The following is a 15,936-nucleotide window of genomic DNA, read 5'->3' as shown; positions in this document are numbered from 1 at the left end:
AAGTAAAACTAAACGAGGGGGATTCGATGGTAGACCATGCAGTCAGATTAGAACGTATGTTGCAAGAGGATGAAAAACGAAAGAGGGAATTGATTCTCCCGTTAATCGGGATTATCACCTTGCTCTTTTTCTATATATGGACGACGAACGTCTTTTGGTTATATACCATGATTTTTTTCGGACAATTTCCTACCCTATATAAATCATGGCACCGCAAAAAGTTGTTGCTTTCATTTAACGATGACAAACGGTACCAACAACTCGTGAGGTCCGAATTTTTATTGTGCCTCTCTCAGCCGCTCCTTCTTCTCATACTGATCGCTAGTGTAGAGCTTGAGTGGATTACATTGTTCACGTTCGTTATCGTTGCATTAATCGGAATCATGGTTCTGTTGATTCTCAGTTTTCCAATCGACCGCAAGCTAAAAGAAATCGATCCGCTACACGTGACGGGTGTCGAACTCGGTCATGTTCAATTTGAGCGGAAGAAACAAAAAAGGAGGAAGGTGGATGGATAAACAAGAACGTCTCCCGCAAATGGTCGAACATGATCTCGACGCCCGAGGGGTCAGCGCGATATTTGGCATCATGGGTCTGTCTCTCTTTTTGGTCATCTCGGTCATAAAAGGTGTCACGGTGACGACGGTCGCCTTCTCTTTCCTCGTGACCCAACTGCCGATGCTCTATCAAGCGTGGCGACGGATGAAGCTGTTACGTACATTCAACAAAGACGAGGAATACCAGCGCCTCGTTCGTCGAGAATTTCGAATCATCGTCGCCATGTTTGGGTCACTCGGTGTATTCACCTTCCTCACGTGGCTCGTGTTGGATTCGATGCAGGAACTACTCGGTGTCGTATTGGTTGGGGTGATCCCGCTTCTCATCTGGTACATGATGATGGACCGTAAATTACGTGAAGTGGACCCAGAGCATGTGACGAATCGAGAGTTACGACATGCACGTCGCGAACAGAAACTCAGCCCCTGACAGGTGTCAGAGGCTGAGTTTTTTTGAGTTCATCGCGATGAGTTAGCCGCAGACGACCATCCGAACCGGTGTCGTTCCCAAAACGAGTCATTCATCGTGTCACCGCCACATCGTCAAGCGGCATGTCGACCATCCGGACGAACGCTTCGTCGGGGTCGGTCGTTCCGGATTCTTTGAGCCAATCCTGGAAGTCCCCTTCATATAAAACACGTCCATCGTGTAGGAAGATGACATGGGCATCAAGTTGGGCCAAGTCATGTAACTGGTGTGTCGAGATGAGACACGTTTTTCCCTCATCGACGAGGCGCTGCAGCCGGCGCATAATTTGAATGCGTGACGCCGGGTCGACCCCGCTCGTCGGTTCATCGAATAAGTAAAGAGAACGTTTGATTGAAGACAAGAGTGTCACAAAGAGCCATTTTTTCTCTCCGACCGACATCTTTCCGAGCTTCATCGTCCATAGATGTTCGAACAGTTCTTGTTCTCGGGACGTCGAAAGGTTGTTCACATAAGACTCGAGTTTCTTGAAGTCGGGGCGCTGCGACAAACGTCCGATGAAGTAGGCGAAGTCTTTCCCCGTCAATTCATGATGGTTGTACATGAGTTGTGTCAAATAGAGCATGTCCGTCGTCGGGACGAGTTCGAGTGATGTCTTGTCGATCGGAAGTGCCCCGGTCATACAATCAAACAGTGTCGTCTTGCCGGCCCCGTTTTGTCCAATCAAGACGTTTATTTTATTCGGTTGAAGTGTGAACGAGACGTCATCGAGCACAGGACGCGTCGCTTTCGGGTATCGATAAGTGAGCTGATGTACGTGCATAAGAACCTCCTAGCGTGTCATGAGTGAGACGAGACTGAAGCGTTTCAAAGCAATTGCACCGATGATGAAGTAAGCGAGTACGGAAAGGAATGTCGCCCATACTCCGAATGAAAGGTCGACTTGAGTCGTCAGGTGCAGCAACCCGAGCGCGAATTTATGAAGCGAGTAAAACGGGTTGAGGAAGCTGAACCATTGGTCAGGTGACTTGATTGCCAATAAAAAGAGTGGAAACATCAAAATGTTCGCGAACGTCCCGAGACTCGATACTTTCACTGGAAGTGCCGTGACGGCGACACTGGCGACCGCGAATGGGATACTCCCGATCAATACGAGTAGAGCTGACACGAGCAACGTGAACGAGAAGAACCCGTGAACGAGCGTGACGACTGTGGTGAATAACAGCAGGCTGATCGAGGCGAATAACAGTTGCGCCAAAATGACAGCGATGACATACGTCAGTTTGTTGCCTGAGATCATCACGTACGTTTTCATCAGCCCGTATTCACGCATGCGAGCGAGTTCGATGCCGACACCGTTCACATATGTAGCAAGAATGATATATACCCAATAGTAAGAGAGCTGCCCGTAGTATTCCGCTGGCGTCGCCTGTTGAACACCTGACAATGGCGTCGTCAAAGCGATGACGAGTGGAATCCCGAGTGTCCAGAAGAATGGCACTTTATCTGTAACGACAACTTTGGCATACATAAAGAAATAACTTGTGATTTGATGCATCCTGTTCCTCCACTTGTATGTTTGATTGTTTGTATCGTATCACAATATACGGAAGTTTATTGGAAAAAGTTTCAAAAAATAATCCCTCATATTGAATGAGGGATTGAATAAAATCATTTCACTTTGTCGCGTTTCGCGATCTTGTCGCTCACTTGCTGACCGCTGAGCGTCACCATCGGCATGCCACCGCCCGGATTGACGGTCCCGCCGACGAAATAGAGGTTGTGATAGAGTTCGCTCTGCTTCTTGTGCTTGAAGCCACCGTTTCGATTTTTGTCGGCAACCGTCCCGTAAATGGCACCTCGGTCCGACCCATACGTCCGCTCGATATCGTGAGGGGTCCATACGTCACGTGTCACGGTATGTTCGCGCAAGCCGTCGAGCCCCATCCGTTCCAACTTGTCGAGTACTTTCTCCTCAAAGGCAGTGTACTCTTCTTCGGTGAACGGCTCATCCTGGATATACGGGATATGGGGCAAGATTTTGATGTTCTCATGTCCCGGCGGCGCTTGGGTCGCGTCAGTCTTGTTGACGTTGACGAGGTAAATCGTTGGGTCATCCGGCAATTCATGCTTCTCGAACACCTTATCCATCTGTTCACGTAAGTTTTCAGAGAAGAAGAAGTTATGATGGGCCAGCTGGGGATAGGCTTTCTTCACCCCGAGATGGAGGACGAATCCGGAGCTCGCCGGTTCGTATTTAGAAACGAGTTTGTCGACGTACTGTTCATCCGCGTCGACCATCTTCTGATAGAACGGGATGACTTCCATATTCGAGACGAAATAATCAGCGGAGCGAAGTCGTCCGTCTTCAAGTTCGATGGCGGTCATTTTCTGATTCACCGTATGGGCACGGACGACGCCCTGACCGGTATGTAGCTTCACACCGATCTCTTCGGCGAGCTTCGTCAAGCCTTCCGCAAGCTTGTGGGTCCCGCCTTCGACATACCAACAGCCTTGGGCGTACTGCATGTAAATCATCATATTCAAGACGGCTGGTGCGTTATACGGAGACGACCCGACATATTTGACGTAATACGACAGCATATCACGGAGATGTGGATTGCTGATGCGCTTCTTGATGGCGCTATACATCGTTGACGTCAAATCGAATCCGAACAGGGTCGGGAAGATGCCTGTCTTCAGTACCGCTTCTAAAGGTGATTCGAACCCTTCGGCCAGGTAACCCTTCTCGGTCGTCTTGTAGATGCGGGCTGCATAATTCAATAGTTCACGATATTCTTGTATGTCTTTTCGAGAAAGGGAAGGGTTTGCCCGCTGCATCTGTTCGAGGTCATGATACAGGTCGAGGACGGTATCGTCTGGGAAGAACGAGCGCCATTCGAGTTCTAGTCGTTTGATGGAGACGTAGTCTTCCATACGCTTCCCACTTCCGCGGAACAATTTGTCGAAGATGTGGGGCATCGTTAAAATCGAGGGCCCGAGGTCGAAACCGAACCCGTCTTGTTCGAGACGATTCACTTTTCCTCCGATGTGGTCGTTCTTTTCATAAAGGGAAACATCATATCCTTTTTGAGCAAGTGAGATGGCCGCTGACAATCCGCCGAGCCCTCCGCCGATCACGATGACCGACTTGTCCACTGATGGCATATATTCGCCGCCTTTCCAAAGTGTTATTTTCAAAAAACAGAATGAGTGCTATCTCTTCTATTCCCGTTTCTAAATGAAACGAACATGCTTTTACGGTTTTGCCACATCCACAAAGATGTCATCCCTGAACAGACAAAAGTTTTGTATAGTAAGGGAACAGAGACTGAACGAAAGTAGGAATCTAAGATGATCGTAAAGACAATCACGCTTCACTTTGCGAACGGGGACGAAATCACCATCCCGTTTGATGATATCGAATCGTGTCGGATGCATGATATTCAAGACGGGATGCGTGTTGCGGCGGATGGTCAGTTGATCAAAGAAAAAGTGATGCATGGACTCGACCTCGTATTGAAGGATTCGGCGAATCAATTGGAATGGGCTGGTCCAGATAGACCGTTTGACCGTATCCTAGGTATGTCGGATTTACAGCATCTCGCCTTCGAGTTTGAAGGGATGCGAGGCAAGTCGTACCGCATCGCGTGGCATGATCTGGAGGCAGTACAGAACGCGTATCAGACGACAACTGAAGAAAACGGGAACTTGTACGTACACGTTCAGGCTCCATGAGTAGACGCCTCTCGCGATGACGGGAGGCGTTTATAATTTGTTTACAACTTGCGTTTATCCTGAACATATCAACCATGAGGAGGAACGCACGATGAATAAAAAAGTGAAATGGGGATTAGGACTTGGCGTGCTAGCCGTCACATTAGGAGCGGGTATTTTTTTCATGCCGAATGCGACCGACTATAAGACAGAAGCGGTCATGATCGAGACGATTGAAAATCGTTATACGTTTGCAGGACAGGTCACGGCAGTCGGGGATGAGCCGACGGGTCGATTGATGGTCGATGAGCGAGACATCGGAAAGGTGAATGAAGGAGAGCCCATGGCGATTTATGTGACGGCACTCGATCAAGAAGTAGAAGGGACGATTGATGCGATTGCTGAAGCGGCGGAGCCAATGACGACGCCTGGAGCATCGGCTCGCTATGCGATGACTGTGACACTCCCTGAGACAGACAACTTGCGGAACGGGATGACGTTAGAAGGAAGTCTCGTCGTCGATCGTGCGGAAGATGCAGAGACGCTCTCGCTCGACAGCATCACGTTCGAAGACGAGGACGCGTATGTATACGTCAAAGGTGAAGAGGGTCCAGTGAAACGACAGGTCGAGCTCGGACTGACCGATGGAAGCCGTGTCGAAATCAAAGATGGGTTGGAAGAAAAAGAAGTGTTGTTGATTGATGAACCGACGGGTGGAGGATTGATGCCACCGCGAATCGGAGGTGGACAATGATGACGACGCTCATCGAGGTCGAACAGTTGACCAAATCGTATGGGTCAGGTGACAATCGTCAGCTTGTCTTGAATGGAATCGATTTAGAAGTGAAGGAAGGAGAGTTCGTCGCCATTTTAGGGCCGTCGGGTTCAGGGAAATCGACTCTCATGAATATACTCGGTTGTCTCGATGGTTACTCGAGCGGTCGTTACCGCTTTGGGAACAAAGATGTGACGGGGTTGTCCGAAACAGAGCTTTCCTTGTTTCGGAACGAACGCATCGGGTTTATCTTTCAGCAATTCAACTTGCTCCCGCGACTAAGTGCTCGAGAGAACGTGGAGCTACCGCTCATTTATCAACGTTCCTCAAAAGCGGAACGACAGGAGAGAACTCGACAAATGTTGGTACGTGTCGGATTAGGTGACAAGATGGACCATCGTCCGAACCAATTGTCAGGTGGTCAGCAGCAACGTGTCGCCATCGCCCGGGCGCTCGTGACGAATCCGTCGCTCCTTCTCGCAGATGAGCCGACGGGTGCATTGGATCAAACGAACGGTCGTCAGATTATGGCGCTCTTTCATGAGCTACACGCGGAAGGCAAGACGATTATCATGATCACCCATGACATCGATATCGCTAAAGAGGCGACCCGTATCGTACATGTGCGTGACGGGAAGATTGAAAAGGAGGAACGGGTACGATGATTCGAGAAAATATACGCATGGCTTGGTTGACGGTCATCAGTCACAAGATGCGCTCTTTCTTGACGATTTTAGGAATCGTCATCGGGACCGCCTCCATCATCGCCTTGATGACGATCATTTCCGGTGTGACCGATTCCATCAACGATGAAGTTGCGACGTTCGGAGCCGATCGGATGACCGTTCAGATTAGAGGGGATGGGGAGTCGGGTGTCAGTATAGCGGATATGGAACGACTTGAAGCGATTGACGGGGTCGCGTCACTTTCCCCGACGTTGAGTCAAACGGCCGATGTATATGTGACGGGACAAACGGGCCAACAAACTGTCCTCGGGAAGAGTGAATCGTTCTTCAAAGACGATTCGACCGTCGCGACCGGACGTGGATTGACCCCGCTCGATGTCGGTCAAAAGACGCATGTCGCTTTGCTCGGAGAAACGATTGCGAAAGAGGCGTTTCCGACCTCATCTCCTCTCGGAGAAGAGATTGTCATCGGCGGGATTCGTTATAAAGTCGTCGGAACGCTCGCGCCGTCATCGGAATTTTCCATGTCGACAGATGAGGCCGTCGTCATTCCGGTGACGACAGCCATGACTCAGTTTCATCAGGCTTCGATTGCCACGTTTGATTTATATACCGACCCAGGCGCATCGGGTGCGGTACAAGATGACGTGACGCGGCAGCTGACGACCGCATTCAATGGCCGTGACGCCTTCACAGTGACGAGTTTCGAGGACGCGCTCGCCTCGATTGATCAAATCAATGCGCTTCTCGGCATGCTTCTCGTCGGAATCGCCTCGATTTCTTTATTCGTCGGTGGGATTGGAATCATGAACATGATGCTCGTTTCGGTGACTGAGCGGACGAGTGAGATTGGGCTACGAAAAGCACTTGGGGCGACACCGGGTAAGATTCGTCAGCAGTTTTTGTTTGAGTCTGTTTTACTCTCGATGCTCGGTGGATTGATTGGAGTGCTCATCGGCGGGCTGCTCGCATTTGGATTTACATTTGTGATGGGGGTCCCTTTTGCGCTAGCGGGATCGACTGTCGGACTGGCACTTGGATTCTCCGTTGTCATCGGGATCGTATTTGGATATATTCCGGCGCGTAAGGCATCGAACTTGCAACCGATTGAGGCGTTACGGAACGTATAAGCATTCAGAAGGAGAGGGAACGAGATGGTCACCATTTTACTCGCGGAAGATGATGAGGCGCTCGGTAGTTTACTAGTCGATTTTTTGAAAATGGGTGGCTACCATGTCCTTCACGCCAAGGATGGAGAAGAAGCACTCGATTGGCTCGAACGTGAGCCAATCGATTTACTCATTACCGATGTGATGATGCCGCGCCTGGATGGTCGTGAATTGACGACACAGCTGCGTGACGCAGGATATACACTTCCTGTGCTCATGTTGACCGTTCTCGATGCGATGAACGATAAAAAACGTGGATTTCATGCCGGAGCGGATGACTACGTCTTGAAACCTGTCGATCTCGAAGAACTGGAGTTACGAATCGAGGCGCTTTTGCGACGGGCACGCATTCATCACAGTCACCAGATTCAGTTGAACGATTGTATGCTCGATGAGAAGATGCTGACGCTTCAGACAACGTCTGAGACGATTGAACTGCCACGTAAAGAATTTGAACTGCTCTATTTTCTAGCAACGCATCTGAATCAAGTGTTCACCCGGCAACAGCTGTTAGACCGGGTTTGGGGATATGAAACCGAGAGCGAGATTCGGACGATTGATGTCCACATCAACCGTCTGCGTACCCGCCTTGCATCGATTGACGCTTTTCAAATCAGTACGGTGTGGGGGCTCGGATATCGATTGGAGATGAACGAATGAGGCGATTCATCAGTACGATTTATGGGCGCTTTTTAATCATTTTCTTTGGTCTCTTATTAATTCCGATTCTCTTGACGTTCACAATCTTCTTGGTCTTTCAGTTCAATACGTTGAGCGCACAAGTCGAAGAGATGTTGATGGACCGGGCCGACAGTATGCAGATGGCATCAAAAGAATATAATCTCTCGTCTGAAGCGGTGTTGGACCTCTTTAATGATGCGACGTTGAATGCGCAGACGATGCGATTCGAACGTGAGGAATGGGATGTCGAGGAGCGTGTGAAGCTAGAGCGAGGCGAAGTCATCTCACAGGCAGACCGTCCGCCTGAAATCACTTTTTTACTCGATGAGACGGTCGTCACGTTGTCCCCGAATGCAGAAGAAAACCCGATTTCGATTTTTCGTGACGTATCGATTCAAACCTTATTCCTGACAGCCTTGGTCTCAAGTGGCCTCGTGTTATTCGCGGTCCATCTGATGACACGCCGAATCAACCGGGTCACGGACGCGGTCAATCGCGTGACCATGGGAGATTTATCCGTACGGATTCGTGATGAGGCGGAAGATGAGGTGGGCAAACTCGCTAGACAGTTCAACCAGATGACCGAGACACTCGAAACGAATGAGATGAAAAATGAAGAGCTGGCATCGGTCATGGCGCATGAGTTCAAGACGCCCGTTGCCTCGATTCTAGGATATGCGACCTTACTGAAACGGGGAAGTGCTCCTGAGAAACAGATGGAATATGTCAGAAAAATCGAGCGAGAAGGGAAGCGTCTTTCCCGATTGTCGCAAGACGTGTTGCGTCTGGCAAAATTAGATCATTCCATCGTCGGGTTGGATGCATGGGCGTTTCCTCTTAGCGAACAGATACGTGAAGTCATCTTATCTTTAGATGGAAAAATGACAGACAAACGATTGAAGCTTGATTTGGACATAGAAGAGGTCGTGATCAAAGGTGACGCCTCGCTTCTCCGCCAAGTGTGGACCAACCTTCTTCAAAATGCGATCGAGTATGCGGATGAGGAGAGTACGCTTCATATTTCAGTCGAAGAAGATGATGTGAGCGTGACGTGTGAGATACGAGACGAAGGGGAGGGTATGACGTCAGAACAAGTTGACCGGGCGTTCGAGCGTTTCTATCAGGCCGACCCTTCTCGTCACCGGAGTGGGTCAGGGCTCGGACTCGCTATCGTCAATCAAATAGTTCAGTTGCACCATGGAGAAGTCACCTTGGCGAGCGAGCGAGGGATCGGGACGACGGCGAAAGTTGTCTTTCCAAAAGGGGACAGGTGAATCACCTGTCCTTATTCTTTAGGTTTACCCCACCGGCGACGAGCGGGCCTTCGAGCGTGATCGTATAGATGATACGAGCGATATCCTCGGCCGTCTCGTTTGCGGCAGGGTCGTTCAACCATTCAGAAATGACACCCATATGAGCCGACGAGAGGTAGGCGACGAGGTATGGAGGAGGTACCATCATATGCTGAGGATCGAACAAGACAGTGGAGGGACGCTGAAAAAAAGCTGTCTGCATGAACGAACGAAGTTTTGCCTGAAACGTCGGGTCGCCGTTCGGTCCAAGGAGTGGTTTCATGATGATTTGATTGTCTTCGATGAAACGAATGAATGGGACGAGGCTATGATAAGAGCCGGCGTTCCGTTCATCACTGAAAATGTGTGGAAGATGATGAATCAATTTTTGCTCTGCCACTTCAAAGATTTCACCGACACACTTCTCCATCAACTCGAACTTGTCCACATAATGGCTATAAAACGTCCCTCGATTGATGCCGGCTCGTTCGGTCAATTGTTTGACGGTGACAGCTTCGAAACCCTGTTCTTCAATGAGACTGAAGAAGGCATCTTTAATCAATTTCTTCGTCCGGATAACGCGTAAATCAGTCTGCTCCATACATTTTCCCTCTTTTCTTCAACATATCGTGTTCATCTGTTGGAAAACCGACACGATGACCGATATTGACGATTGTTGCTTCCGTAAACGAGGTCTATACTGAACTTATAAACCAACACGGTGTCGATTATCTTGAGTATACACGATGAGGCACCGAAAAGGAGTGACAGAAATGAACATTCAACTGCAACACGTCGAAAAATCGTTTGGCGACCAACTCGCCATCGACAACATCGACTTCACGATCCCATCCGGTGAGATTTGTTGCTTGCTCGGACCATCCGGGTCGGGAAAGACGACACTCATCCGCCTCATGATCGGCGCCCTCGCACCGGAAAAAGGCAGCATTCATATCGGAGAGACGCAAATGCCGAATATGGACATGCTCCGACAAATCGGTTTCATGCCACAGAACGACGGATTGTACGAAGACTTGTCGGCAGAGGCGAACCTCGCTTTCTTCGGTTCAATTTATAAACTCGGGAAAAAAGAACTTCAGACACGCATCACGGCAGTACTCGACCTCGTCGACCTGTCGAACGATCGACAGAAGCTCGTCCGCAATTTTTCAGGAGGGATGAAAAAGCGTCTGTCGCTCGCGATCGCCATCCTTCATAAGCCAGATGTGTTGTTCTTGGATGAACCGACGGTCGGCATCGATCCGATTTTACGTCGTCAAATTTGGAGTCAGTTCCAAACGATTCGAGCGGAGGGAACGACGATCATCGTTTCGACACACGTCATGGATGAAGTGCTTGAATGTGACCGTGCCGCGCTCATCTACAATGGACGGTTGATCGCCTATGACCATGTACAAGATTTGCTCGACCAGACCGAGAACGGTCGCGTCGAAGAGCTATTCTTGATTGCCGGGAAAGAGGAGGTGGGCGACCGTGCGTAACTTAGCGAAGCGTGTCATCTTCCAAACGTTAAACGATAAACGAAGTGTTGCCTTGATTTTGATTGCACCCCTCCTTATTTTGACACTCGTTTACCTCTTACTTGGGGACTCCGATTACGTACCGACCGTCGTCCTTGATGAAAATGCATCAGAACAGCTCGTCGATGCGTTTGAGGATGAAGTGCTCGAAGTGGAACTGGCGACGTTCGAGGACCCGAAGGCGTATATTGAAGACAATGAAGAAGTGGATGCCGTATTTGAAATGAATCAGGAAGGTACGACCATCACGTTACGTGAGCCGTCGACGAAGTCAACGAAAGCCGTTCGCGAGATTCAAGATGCGTTGACGACGCTCAATCCTGCAGCAGAAATGGATACGTCATTCGTCTATGGGGAAGAAGAGCAGTCGACGTTCGATTCGTTTGGGTTCGTGTTTCTTTCCATCTTCTCATTCTTCTTCGTGTTCATCTTGTCCGCGATGGCACTCGTCAAAGAGCGGAGTGCCGGTACGCTCGAGCGTCTCTTGATGACACCGATCAAGCGGGGGCAGGTCATCTTAGGGTATGCACTCGGATATGGTGTGTTTGCGGTGATCCAGTCGATTTTCATCGTGCTCTATTCGGTATATGTGCTCGGTCTCTCTTCGCTCGGAAATATGGCGTGGGTCATGTTGACGATGCTGCTCATGGCAGGTACGGCGGTACTCTTCGGGGCGACCATCTCGGTGTTTGCCCAATCGGAACTTCAGGTCGTGCAAATGATCCCGTTCACGATCATCCCGCAAGTGTTCTTCTCAGGACTCATCCCGCTCGACTTGATTCCATACGGTCTCGGGAACTTGAGCTACATCATGCCGATCTTCTACGGGGCGACGGCGATCAAGGAAGTGATGGTGTACGGGAGTGGCTTCTCAGGCATCTGGATATATCTGCTCGGTTTGATTCTTTATGCAGGTGTTTTGTATCTCTTAAATATGCGGGCACTCGGGAAATATCGGGGGCATTGAGTTAAATCAATTTCAAACGAAAGTCGTGATGCTCTTAGAGTATGACGACTTTTTTGTTGGTCCATAAAAAAAAGCACTCGGACGAATGTCCGAAATGCCCATTAGCGTTTGAGTAACAACATCACGCCGGTCACGAATAATGCGATTCCGCTCGCGAGTCTAACTTGTTTACACGTCACGTTCTTTCACCCCTACATTTCTTCATCGTTTTGCTTTAGCGACACGTTTTGGTGTTTTCGACATTTCTTGATAAATCGAAAGAATCTCGGTCCCGTAATTTCCTTTCGGCTGCATGGCCCACTTTTGGTGAAGAGATGGCCACGTTTTCGCAGAGCCTCGCTTGACGAGATGGAAGCGTGGGTCGACTTGTTTCGTATTCAACGCATCTGTTGAGGCGTATGCCTTCAGATGTTGAATTTGAGCAGTCACGCCTTGGTGTGGAGAACGGAAAAAGTGACCTCTTACTCCATTCCCTGTCGTCCCGATCCCGGAGTAGTTGTGCTGCTTCGGCAGGACATCGCCACCGTAACGGAAATAGCCGGTCTCTTTCAATGCTTGTGCGAAGGCGACATCCCCACGAACGCCTTCTTTTGCGCCGATGATGACGAAAAGTTTTGCCAAGTCTTCGACGGACGTTTTCACGAGGCGGACATCACGAGGATTCTTCATTTTTACGTAATCCGCCATCTGTTGCGGAGTCAAAGCGGATACCCCCATAATAGCACGATTCTGCTTCTTCGGGGCCGCCTCAACGAGTGATCCAGTTGAGACGAAGGTTGATGTGATAAGAAGAAAAGCGACGATGAAGCCAAACACTTTTTTCAACATATGTGCCCTCCTAAACGAGATGTATCTATTGAGAAATAATACCATATAAATACAAAGAATGAATAGATTGATTTATTGAATAGAATTTCTTTAAGTCTAACAAAAAGTTGATTTATTCGAAAAAATAGATTTAACCATACAAGAAAAAGTACCCACCTAAAGTAAAATAATGTAATAAAATGAAGAGGAATTGAGCACTAGCATGTTGAAAAAATAATAGGTCTAAAGAAAGGGTGAGAGAGTGGATTACATTGCACACGTTCGATCATCTGATCATGCGATTCAAACTGTCAAAGAACACTTGTTAGATGCCCGAGCACTTGCCGAAAATTGGGGGATTGCTTTAAACATCTCTAAAATTTGTGGTTTGGCCGCTTTATTGCATGACTTAGGAAAGTATAGCGATGCTTTCCAAGACTATATACGTCGTGCTACATCTGGAGAAAAAGCGACTCGTGGGGAAGTGGATCACGCGACCGCCGGAGGCCGCTTGCTTTTTGACATGCTGAAAGGTACGAGTGTCACGAAGCAATTACTGGCAGAGATGATTAGCAATGCAGTTATCTCACATCATGGGAATCTCCATGATTATGTGTCAGGGGAAGAGTCATCGTTTTTAAAACGCGTCGAAACGAAAGAGCTTAAAGAGTATGAAATCTGTAAATATCGCTTCTTTGATGAAGTGATATCTGAGTCTGATTTCAATCAATACGTTGAAGCGGCTCATCTAGAAATGTTGGAATACTTTAAAAAAGTAGGGCAGAACACATCGGTGTCCACTTTCTTGACCAAGTTTATATTTAGTGTGTTACTAGATGCCGACCGAACCAACACGCGACAGTTTGAAACTGAGAAATCAGATGTCGACCTCGTCTGTAAGCTACCGAATTATCGTCAACGTTTGGAAAATCACATTCTACACTTAAATGAGGATGCACCGATTACACCAATTAATCTATTAAGACGACAAATGTCCGATCAGTGTAAGAACCATGCCAAGCAACCAAGTGGTATTTATACCTTGTCCATTCCGACAGGTGGCGGTAAAACATTGGCCAGTCTCAGATATGCACTTCATCATTCAATTCTATATAACAAACAACGAATCATTTATGTTGTTCCCTTCACTACAATTATTGAGCAAAATGCTCAAGTGACTCGAGATGTATTAAACACACAAGAAGTTGTTGAACATCACTCTAATGTTATCCAGTCAGAAGACCTTTCTGATGACGAGATGAATCTCCAAACAAAACTAAACTTAGCAAAAGACAATTGGGATGCTCCGATTATTTTCACGACAATGGTCCAATATTTGAATACGTTTTATGCAAAAGGAAATAGAAACACGCGGCGTATGCATCATCTAAGTGACGCAGTTGTCATTTTTGATGAAGTACAAAAAGTTCCGACGAAGTGCGTGTCATTATTCAACGAGTCATTGAACTTTTTAAAAAATGGGATGAACTCGAGTGTTCTTTTATGTACCGCAACACAGCCGGCTCTCGATTTCGTGAAACGGAGATTAATCAATGATGGTGAGATTATTAAAGACCTTCCTACGGTCACCGAAGCATTTAAACGAACAGAACTCGAAGTGCTGTCAGGGGAATACGACACGCAAAGGTTGAGTACGTTCGTTCAAGAAAAAGCAACTGAAAACAAAAGTGTTCTCGTCATTTTGAATACTAAACCGGTTGTGCGGAAGTTATATGAGTCGTTAAAAGAAGCGTTTCCCGATGAAGAACTGTTTCATTTGAGTACTTCGATGTGTGCGGCTCACCGTAAAGATCTTTTAAAAAAGATCACTGAACGATTGAAGGCGAATAAACGTGTAATTTGTGTCAGTACCCAATTGATTGAGGCTGGGGTGGATGTCAGTTTTCCATGCGTCATTCGTTCTTTCGCGGGACTCGATTCGATTGCACAAGCCGCTGGACGTTGTAATCGTCATGGTGAATCGGAAATCAGTACAGTTTATGTAATCAATCATATCGAGGAGGATGTATCGAAATTAACTGACATTGAAAAAGGACAACGCATTGTAAAGCGGATGGTAGTGGACTTGAAAAGAGATTCGGGTGCTTACGGTGGTGATCTGCTCTCACCGGCTGCGATGAGGAGATATTTTACAGAGTTTTATCAGGTCCGTGAGTATGATTTGGATTACCCGATAAAAACTAGTGAATGTTTGGCTCCTATGCTATTTGAAATGAACGAAAGAAAGGATACGAACAAGCCATTGTTGACTGCCCGACATCGTACAGTAGCTGATCATTTTCAAGTCATTGATCAATCAACAACAGATGTACTCGTTCCGTATACGAAAAAAGGGGCAGAACTCATTGCTCATTTGAATGGAGATATTAGTTGGGAACAAGCAAAGCAATGGCTAAAAGAATCCCAACAATACTCAATCAGTTTGTATGCTCATGAGATAAAAAACCTTGAAAGAACAGACAGTCTCATGACATTACTCGATGGTCAAGTGCTTGCTTTACATGATAGTGCTTATGATAAACAGTTCGGCTTGAATCAATCACAAGATTCAGAGATGCAAAATTTAATGTTTTGAACGGAAGGAGAGTATCATGCGAAACTCGATTGAATTTAAAGTGTATGGAAACTATGCACTGTTCACCGACCCTTTGACGAAGTTAGGTGGCGAAAAAATGTCGTATCAAATACCTACTTATCAAGCAATCAAAGGAATCGTTGAGTCGATTTATTGGAAACCGACGATTGTCATGGTAGTCGACGCGATTCGGATTATGAATCCAATCAAAATGGAGTCAAAGGGAATGCGGCCGATTGAATATGGAGGAGGCAATTCATTAGCACATTACACCTATTTGAAAGACGTATGTTATCACGTCAAAGCACACTTTGAGTTTAATGAACATCGCCCTGATTTAGCTTTTGACAGAAACGAAGGAAAACATTACGCCATTTTAAAACGTTCGCTTGAAGCAGGCGGGCGCCGTGATATTTTCCTCGGGGCAAGAGAGTGTCAGGCATACGTCGAGCCGATTCACTTTGACGAAGGAGATAGCTTTTACGATGGGGTGGATCTTCATTTCGGAACGATGGTGCACGGGTTCAATTACCCTGACGAAACGGGAGTTGACGAATTAGCTGTACGTTTGTGGCAACCGGAAATGAAAAATGGGGTGATTACTTTTTTAAGACCAGAAGAGTGCTCTCAGATTCAATCGATTAAAAAAATGAAGCTGAAAGAATTTTCGGAAATGAACATTGAAGATGTGGAATTAACGTATGAAAGTCTATAGGGGGTG

General features: G+C 47.5%; 17 protein-coding genes. 12 read left to right on the top strand and 5 right to left on the bottom strand.

What is annotated here, in order from left to right; translation table 11 throughout:
• The first annotated feature begins 26 nt into the window (after positions 1-26).
• Together KNP00_RS09325 and KNP00_RS09320 are read left to right on the top strand one after the other, a co-directional pair.
• On the top strand, positions 27-518 hold the full coding sequence (locus KNP00_RS09325) for a hypothetical protein (protein ID WP_215144494.1): 492 nt from the start codon (positions 27-29) through the stop codon (positions 516-518).
• The gene (locus tag KNP00_RS09320; RefSeq protein ID WP_215144493.1) at positions 511-987 is read left to right on the top strand and encodes an APC family permease; all 477 of its coding nucleotides are present in this window, start codon (positions 511-513) and stop codon (positions 985-987) included. The genes KNP00_RS09325 and KNP00_RS09320 overlap by 8 nt, the downstream gene beginning before the upstream one ends.
• A 91-nt stretch (positions 988-1,078) precedes the next feature.
• Here the strand turns inward: KNP00_RS09320 and KNP00_RS09315 are convergent, their stop codons facing one another.
• From KNP00_RS09315 to KNP00_RS09305, 3 genes are all read right to left on the bottom strand, one after another.
• Positions 1,079-1,807 carry an ATP-binding cassette domain-containing protein gene (locus KNP00_RS09315; protein ID WP_215144491.1) on the bottom strand — a complete coding sequence of 243 codons (729 nt, stop codon included), beginning with the start codon at positions 1,805-1,807 and terminating at the stop codon, positions 1,079-1,081.
• Between the two features lie 9 nt (positions 1,808-1,816).
• A complete protein-coding gene (locus KNP00_RS09310) occupies positions 1,817-2,542 on the bottom strand; it encodes a hypothetical protein (protein WP_215144489.1) in 726 nt (241 codons plus the stop codon).
• A gap of 113 nt (positions 2,543-2,655) precedes the next feature.
• Positions 2,656-4,152 (bottom strand): phytoene desaturase family protein, encoded by a 1,497-nt coding sequence (locus tag KNP00_RS09305; RefSeq protein ID WP_215144487.1) that lies wholly within the window; start codon positions 4,150-4,152, stop codon positions 2,656-2,658.
• Positions 4,153-4,338: 186 nt separating this feature from the next.
• On the opposite strand from KNP00_RS09305, the gene KNP00_RS09300 reads away from it, so the two are divergent.
• From KNP00_RS09300 to KNP00_RS09275, 6 genes are all read left to right on the top strand, one after another.
• Positions 4,339-4,722: a hypothetical protein gene (locus KNP00_RS09300; protein WP_215144485.1), complete on the top strand. Its 384-nt coding sequence runs from the start codon at positions 4,339-4,341 to the stop codon at positions 4,720-4,722.
• Positions 4,723-4,813: 91 nt separating this feature from the next.
• The gene (locus KNP00_RS09295; protein WP_215144483.1) at positions 4,814-5,455 is read left to right on the top strand and encodes an efflux RND transporter periplasmic adaptor subunit; all 642 of its coding nucleotides are present in this window, start codon (positions 4,814-4,816) and stop codon (positions 5,453-5,455) included.
• On the top strand, positions 5,455-6,141 hold the full coding sequence (locus tag KNP00_RS09290; RefSeq protein WP_240542808.1) for an ABC transporter ATP-binding protein: 687 nt from the start codon (positions 5,455-5,457) through the stop codon (positions 6,139-6,141). The genes KNP00_RS09295 and KNP00_RS09290 overlap by 1 nt, the downstream gene beginning before the upstream one ends.
• Entirely contained in the window at positions 6,138-7,292 is a 1,155-nt protein-coding gene (locus KNP00_RS09285) for an ABC transporter permease (RefSeq protein ID WP_215144481.1), read from the top strand. Before KNP00_RS09290 ends, KNP00_RS09285 begins: the two co-directional genes overlap by 4 nt.
• Positions 7,293-7,316: 24 nt before the next feature.
• Complete coding sequence (locus KNP00_RS09280; RefSeq protein WP_215144479.1) at positions 7,317-7,991, top strand: response regulator transcription factor; 675 nt, start codon at positions 7,317-7,319, stop codon at positions 7,989-7,991.
• Positions 7,988-9,286, top strand: coding sequence for a HAMP domain-containing sensor histidine kinase (locus KNP00_RS09275; RefSeq protein WP_215144477.1), 1,299 nt, complete (start codon positions 7,988-7,990; stop codon positions 9,284-9,286). Before KNP00_RS09280 ends, KNP00_RS09275 begins: the two co-directional genes overlap by 4 nt.
• Before the next feature lies 1 nt (position 9,287).
• Here KNP00_RS09275 and KNP00_RS09270 read toward each other — a convergent pair whose 3' ends face one another.
• Positions 9,288-9,905, bottom strand: a complete 618-nt coding sequence (locus tag KNP00_RS09270) for a TetR/AcrR family transcriptional regulator (protein ID WP_215144475.1) — start codon at positions 9,903-9,905, stop codon at positions 9,288-9,290.
• Positions 9,906-10,077: 172 nt separating this feature from the next.
• Between KNP00_RS09270 and KNP00_RS09265 the strand changes: the two genes are divergently transcribed.
• Both KNP00_RS09265 and KNP00_RS09260 read left to right on the top strand, forming a co-directional pair.
• Positions 10,078-10,806: an ABC transporter ATP-binding protein gene (locus KNP00_RS09265; protein ID WP_215144473.1), complete on the top strand. Its 729-nt coding sequence runs from the start codon at positions 10,078-10,080 to the stop codon at positions 10,804-10,806.
• Entirely contained in the window at positions 10,799-11,812 is a 1,014-nt protein-coding gene (locus KNP00_RS09260) for an ABC transporter permease (RefSeq protein WP_215144470.1), read from the top strand. Before KNP00_RS09265 ends, KNP00_RS09260 begins: the two co-directional genes overlap by 8 nt.
• Before the next feature lie 201 nt (positions 11,813-12,013).
• On the opposite strand, the gene KNP00_RS09255 is transcribed toward KNP00_RS09260, so the two are convergent.
• A complete protein-coding gene (locus KNP00_RS09255) occupies positions 12,014-12,640 on the bottom strand; it encodes a glucosaminidase domain-containing protein (protein ID WP_215144468.1) in 627 nt (208 codons plus the stop codon).
• A gap of 241 nt (positions 12,641-12,881) precedes the next feature.
• On the opposite strand from KNP00_RS09255, the gene cas3 reads away from it, so the two are divergent.
• Positions 12,882-15,215, top strand: coding sequence for a CRISPR-associated helicase Cas3' (gene cas3, locus KNP00_RS09250; RefSeq protein WP_215144459.1), 2,334 nt, complete (start codon positions 12,882-12,884; stop codon positions 15,213-15,215).
• Between the two features lie 16 nt (positions 15,216-15,231).
• Positions 15,232-15,930: a type I-C CRISPR-associated protein Cas5c gene (cas5c, locus tag KNP00_RS09245; protein WP_215144457.1), complete on the top strand. Its 699-nt coding sequence runs from the start codon at positions 15,232-15,234 to the stop codon at positions 15,928-15,930.
• The last annotated feature ends 6 nt before the right edge of the window (positions 15,931-15,936 follow it).

It is taken from the genome of Exiguobacterium qingdaonense (assembly GCF_018617855.1).
In the GTDB taxonomy this organism is placed as follows: Bacteria; Bacillota; Bacilli; order Exiguobacteriales; family Exiguobacteriaceae; genus Exiguobacterium; species Exiguobacterium qingdaonense.
The sequence above is the reverse complement of the archived record's forward strand: the minus strand, read 5'-3'. Positions and strand labels throughout refer to the sequence as shown.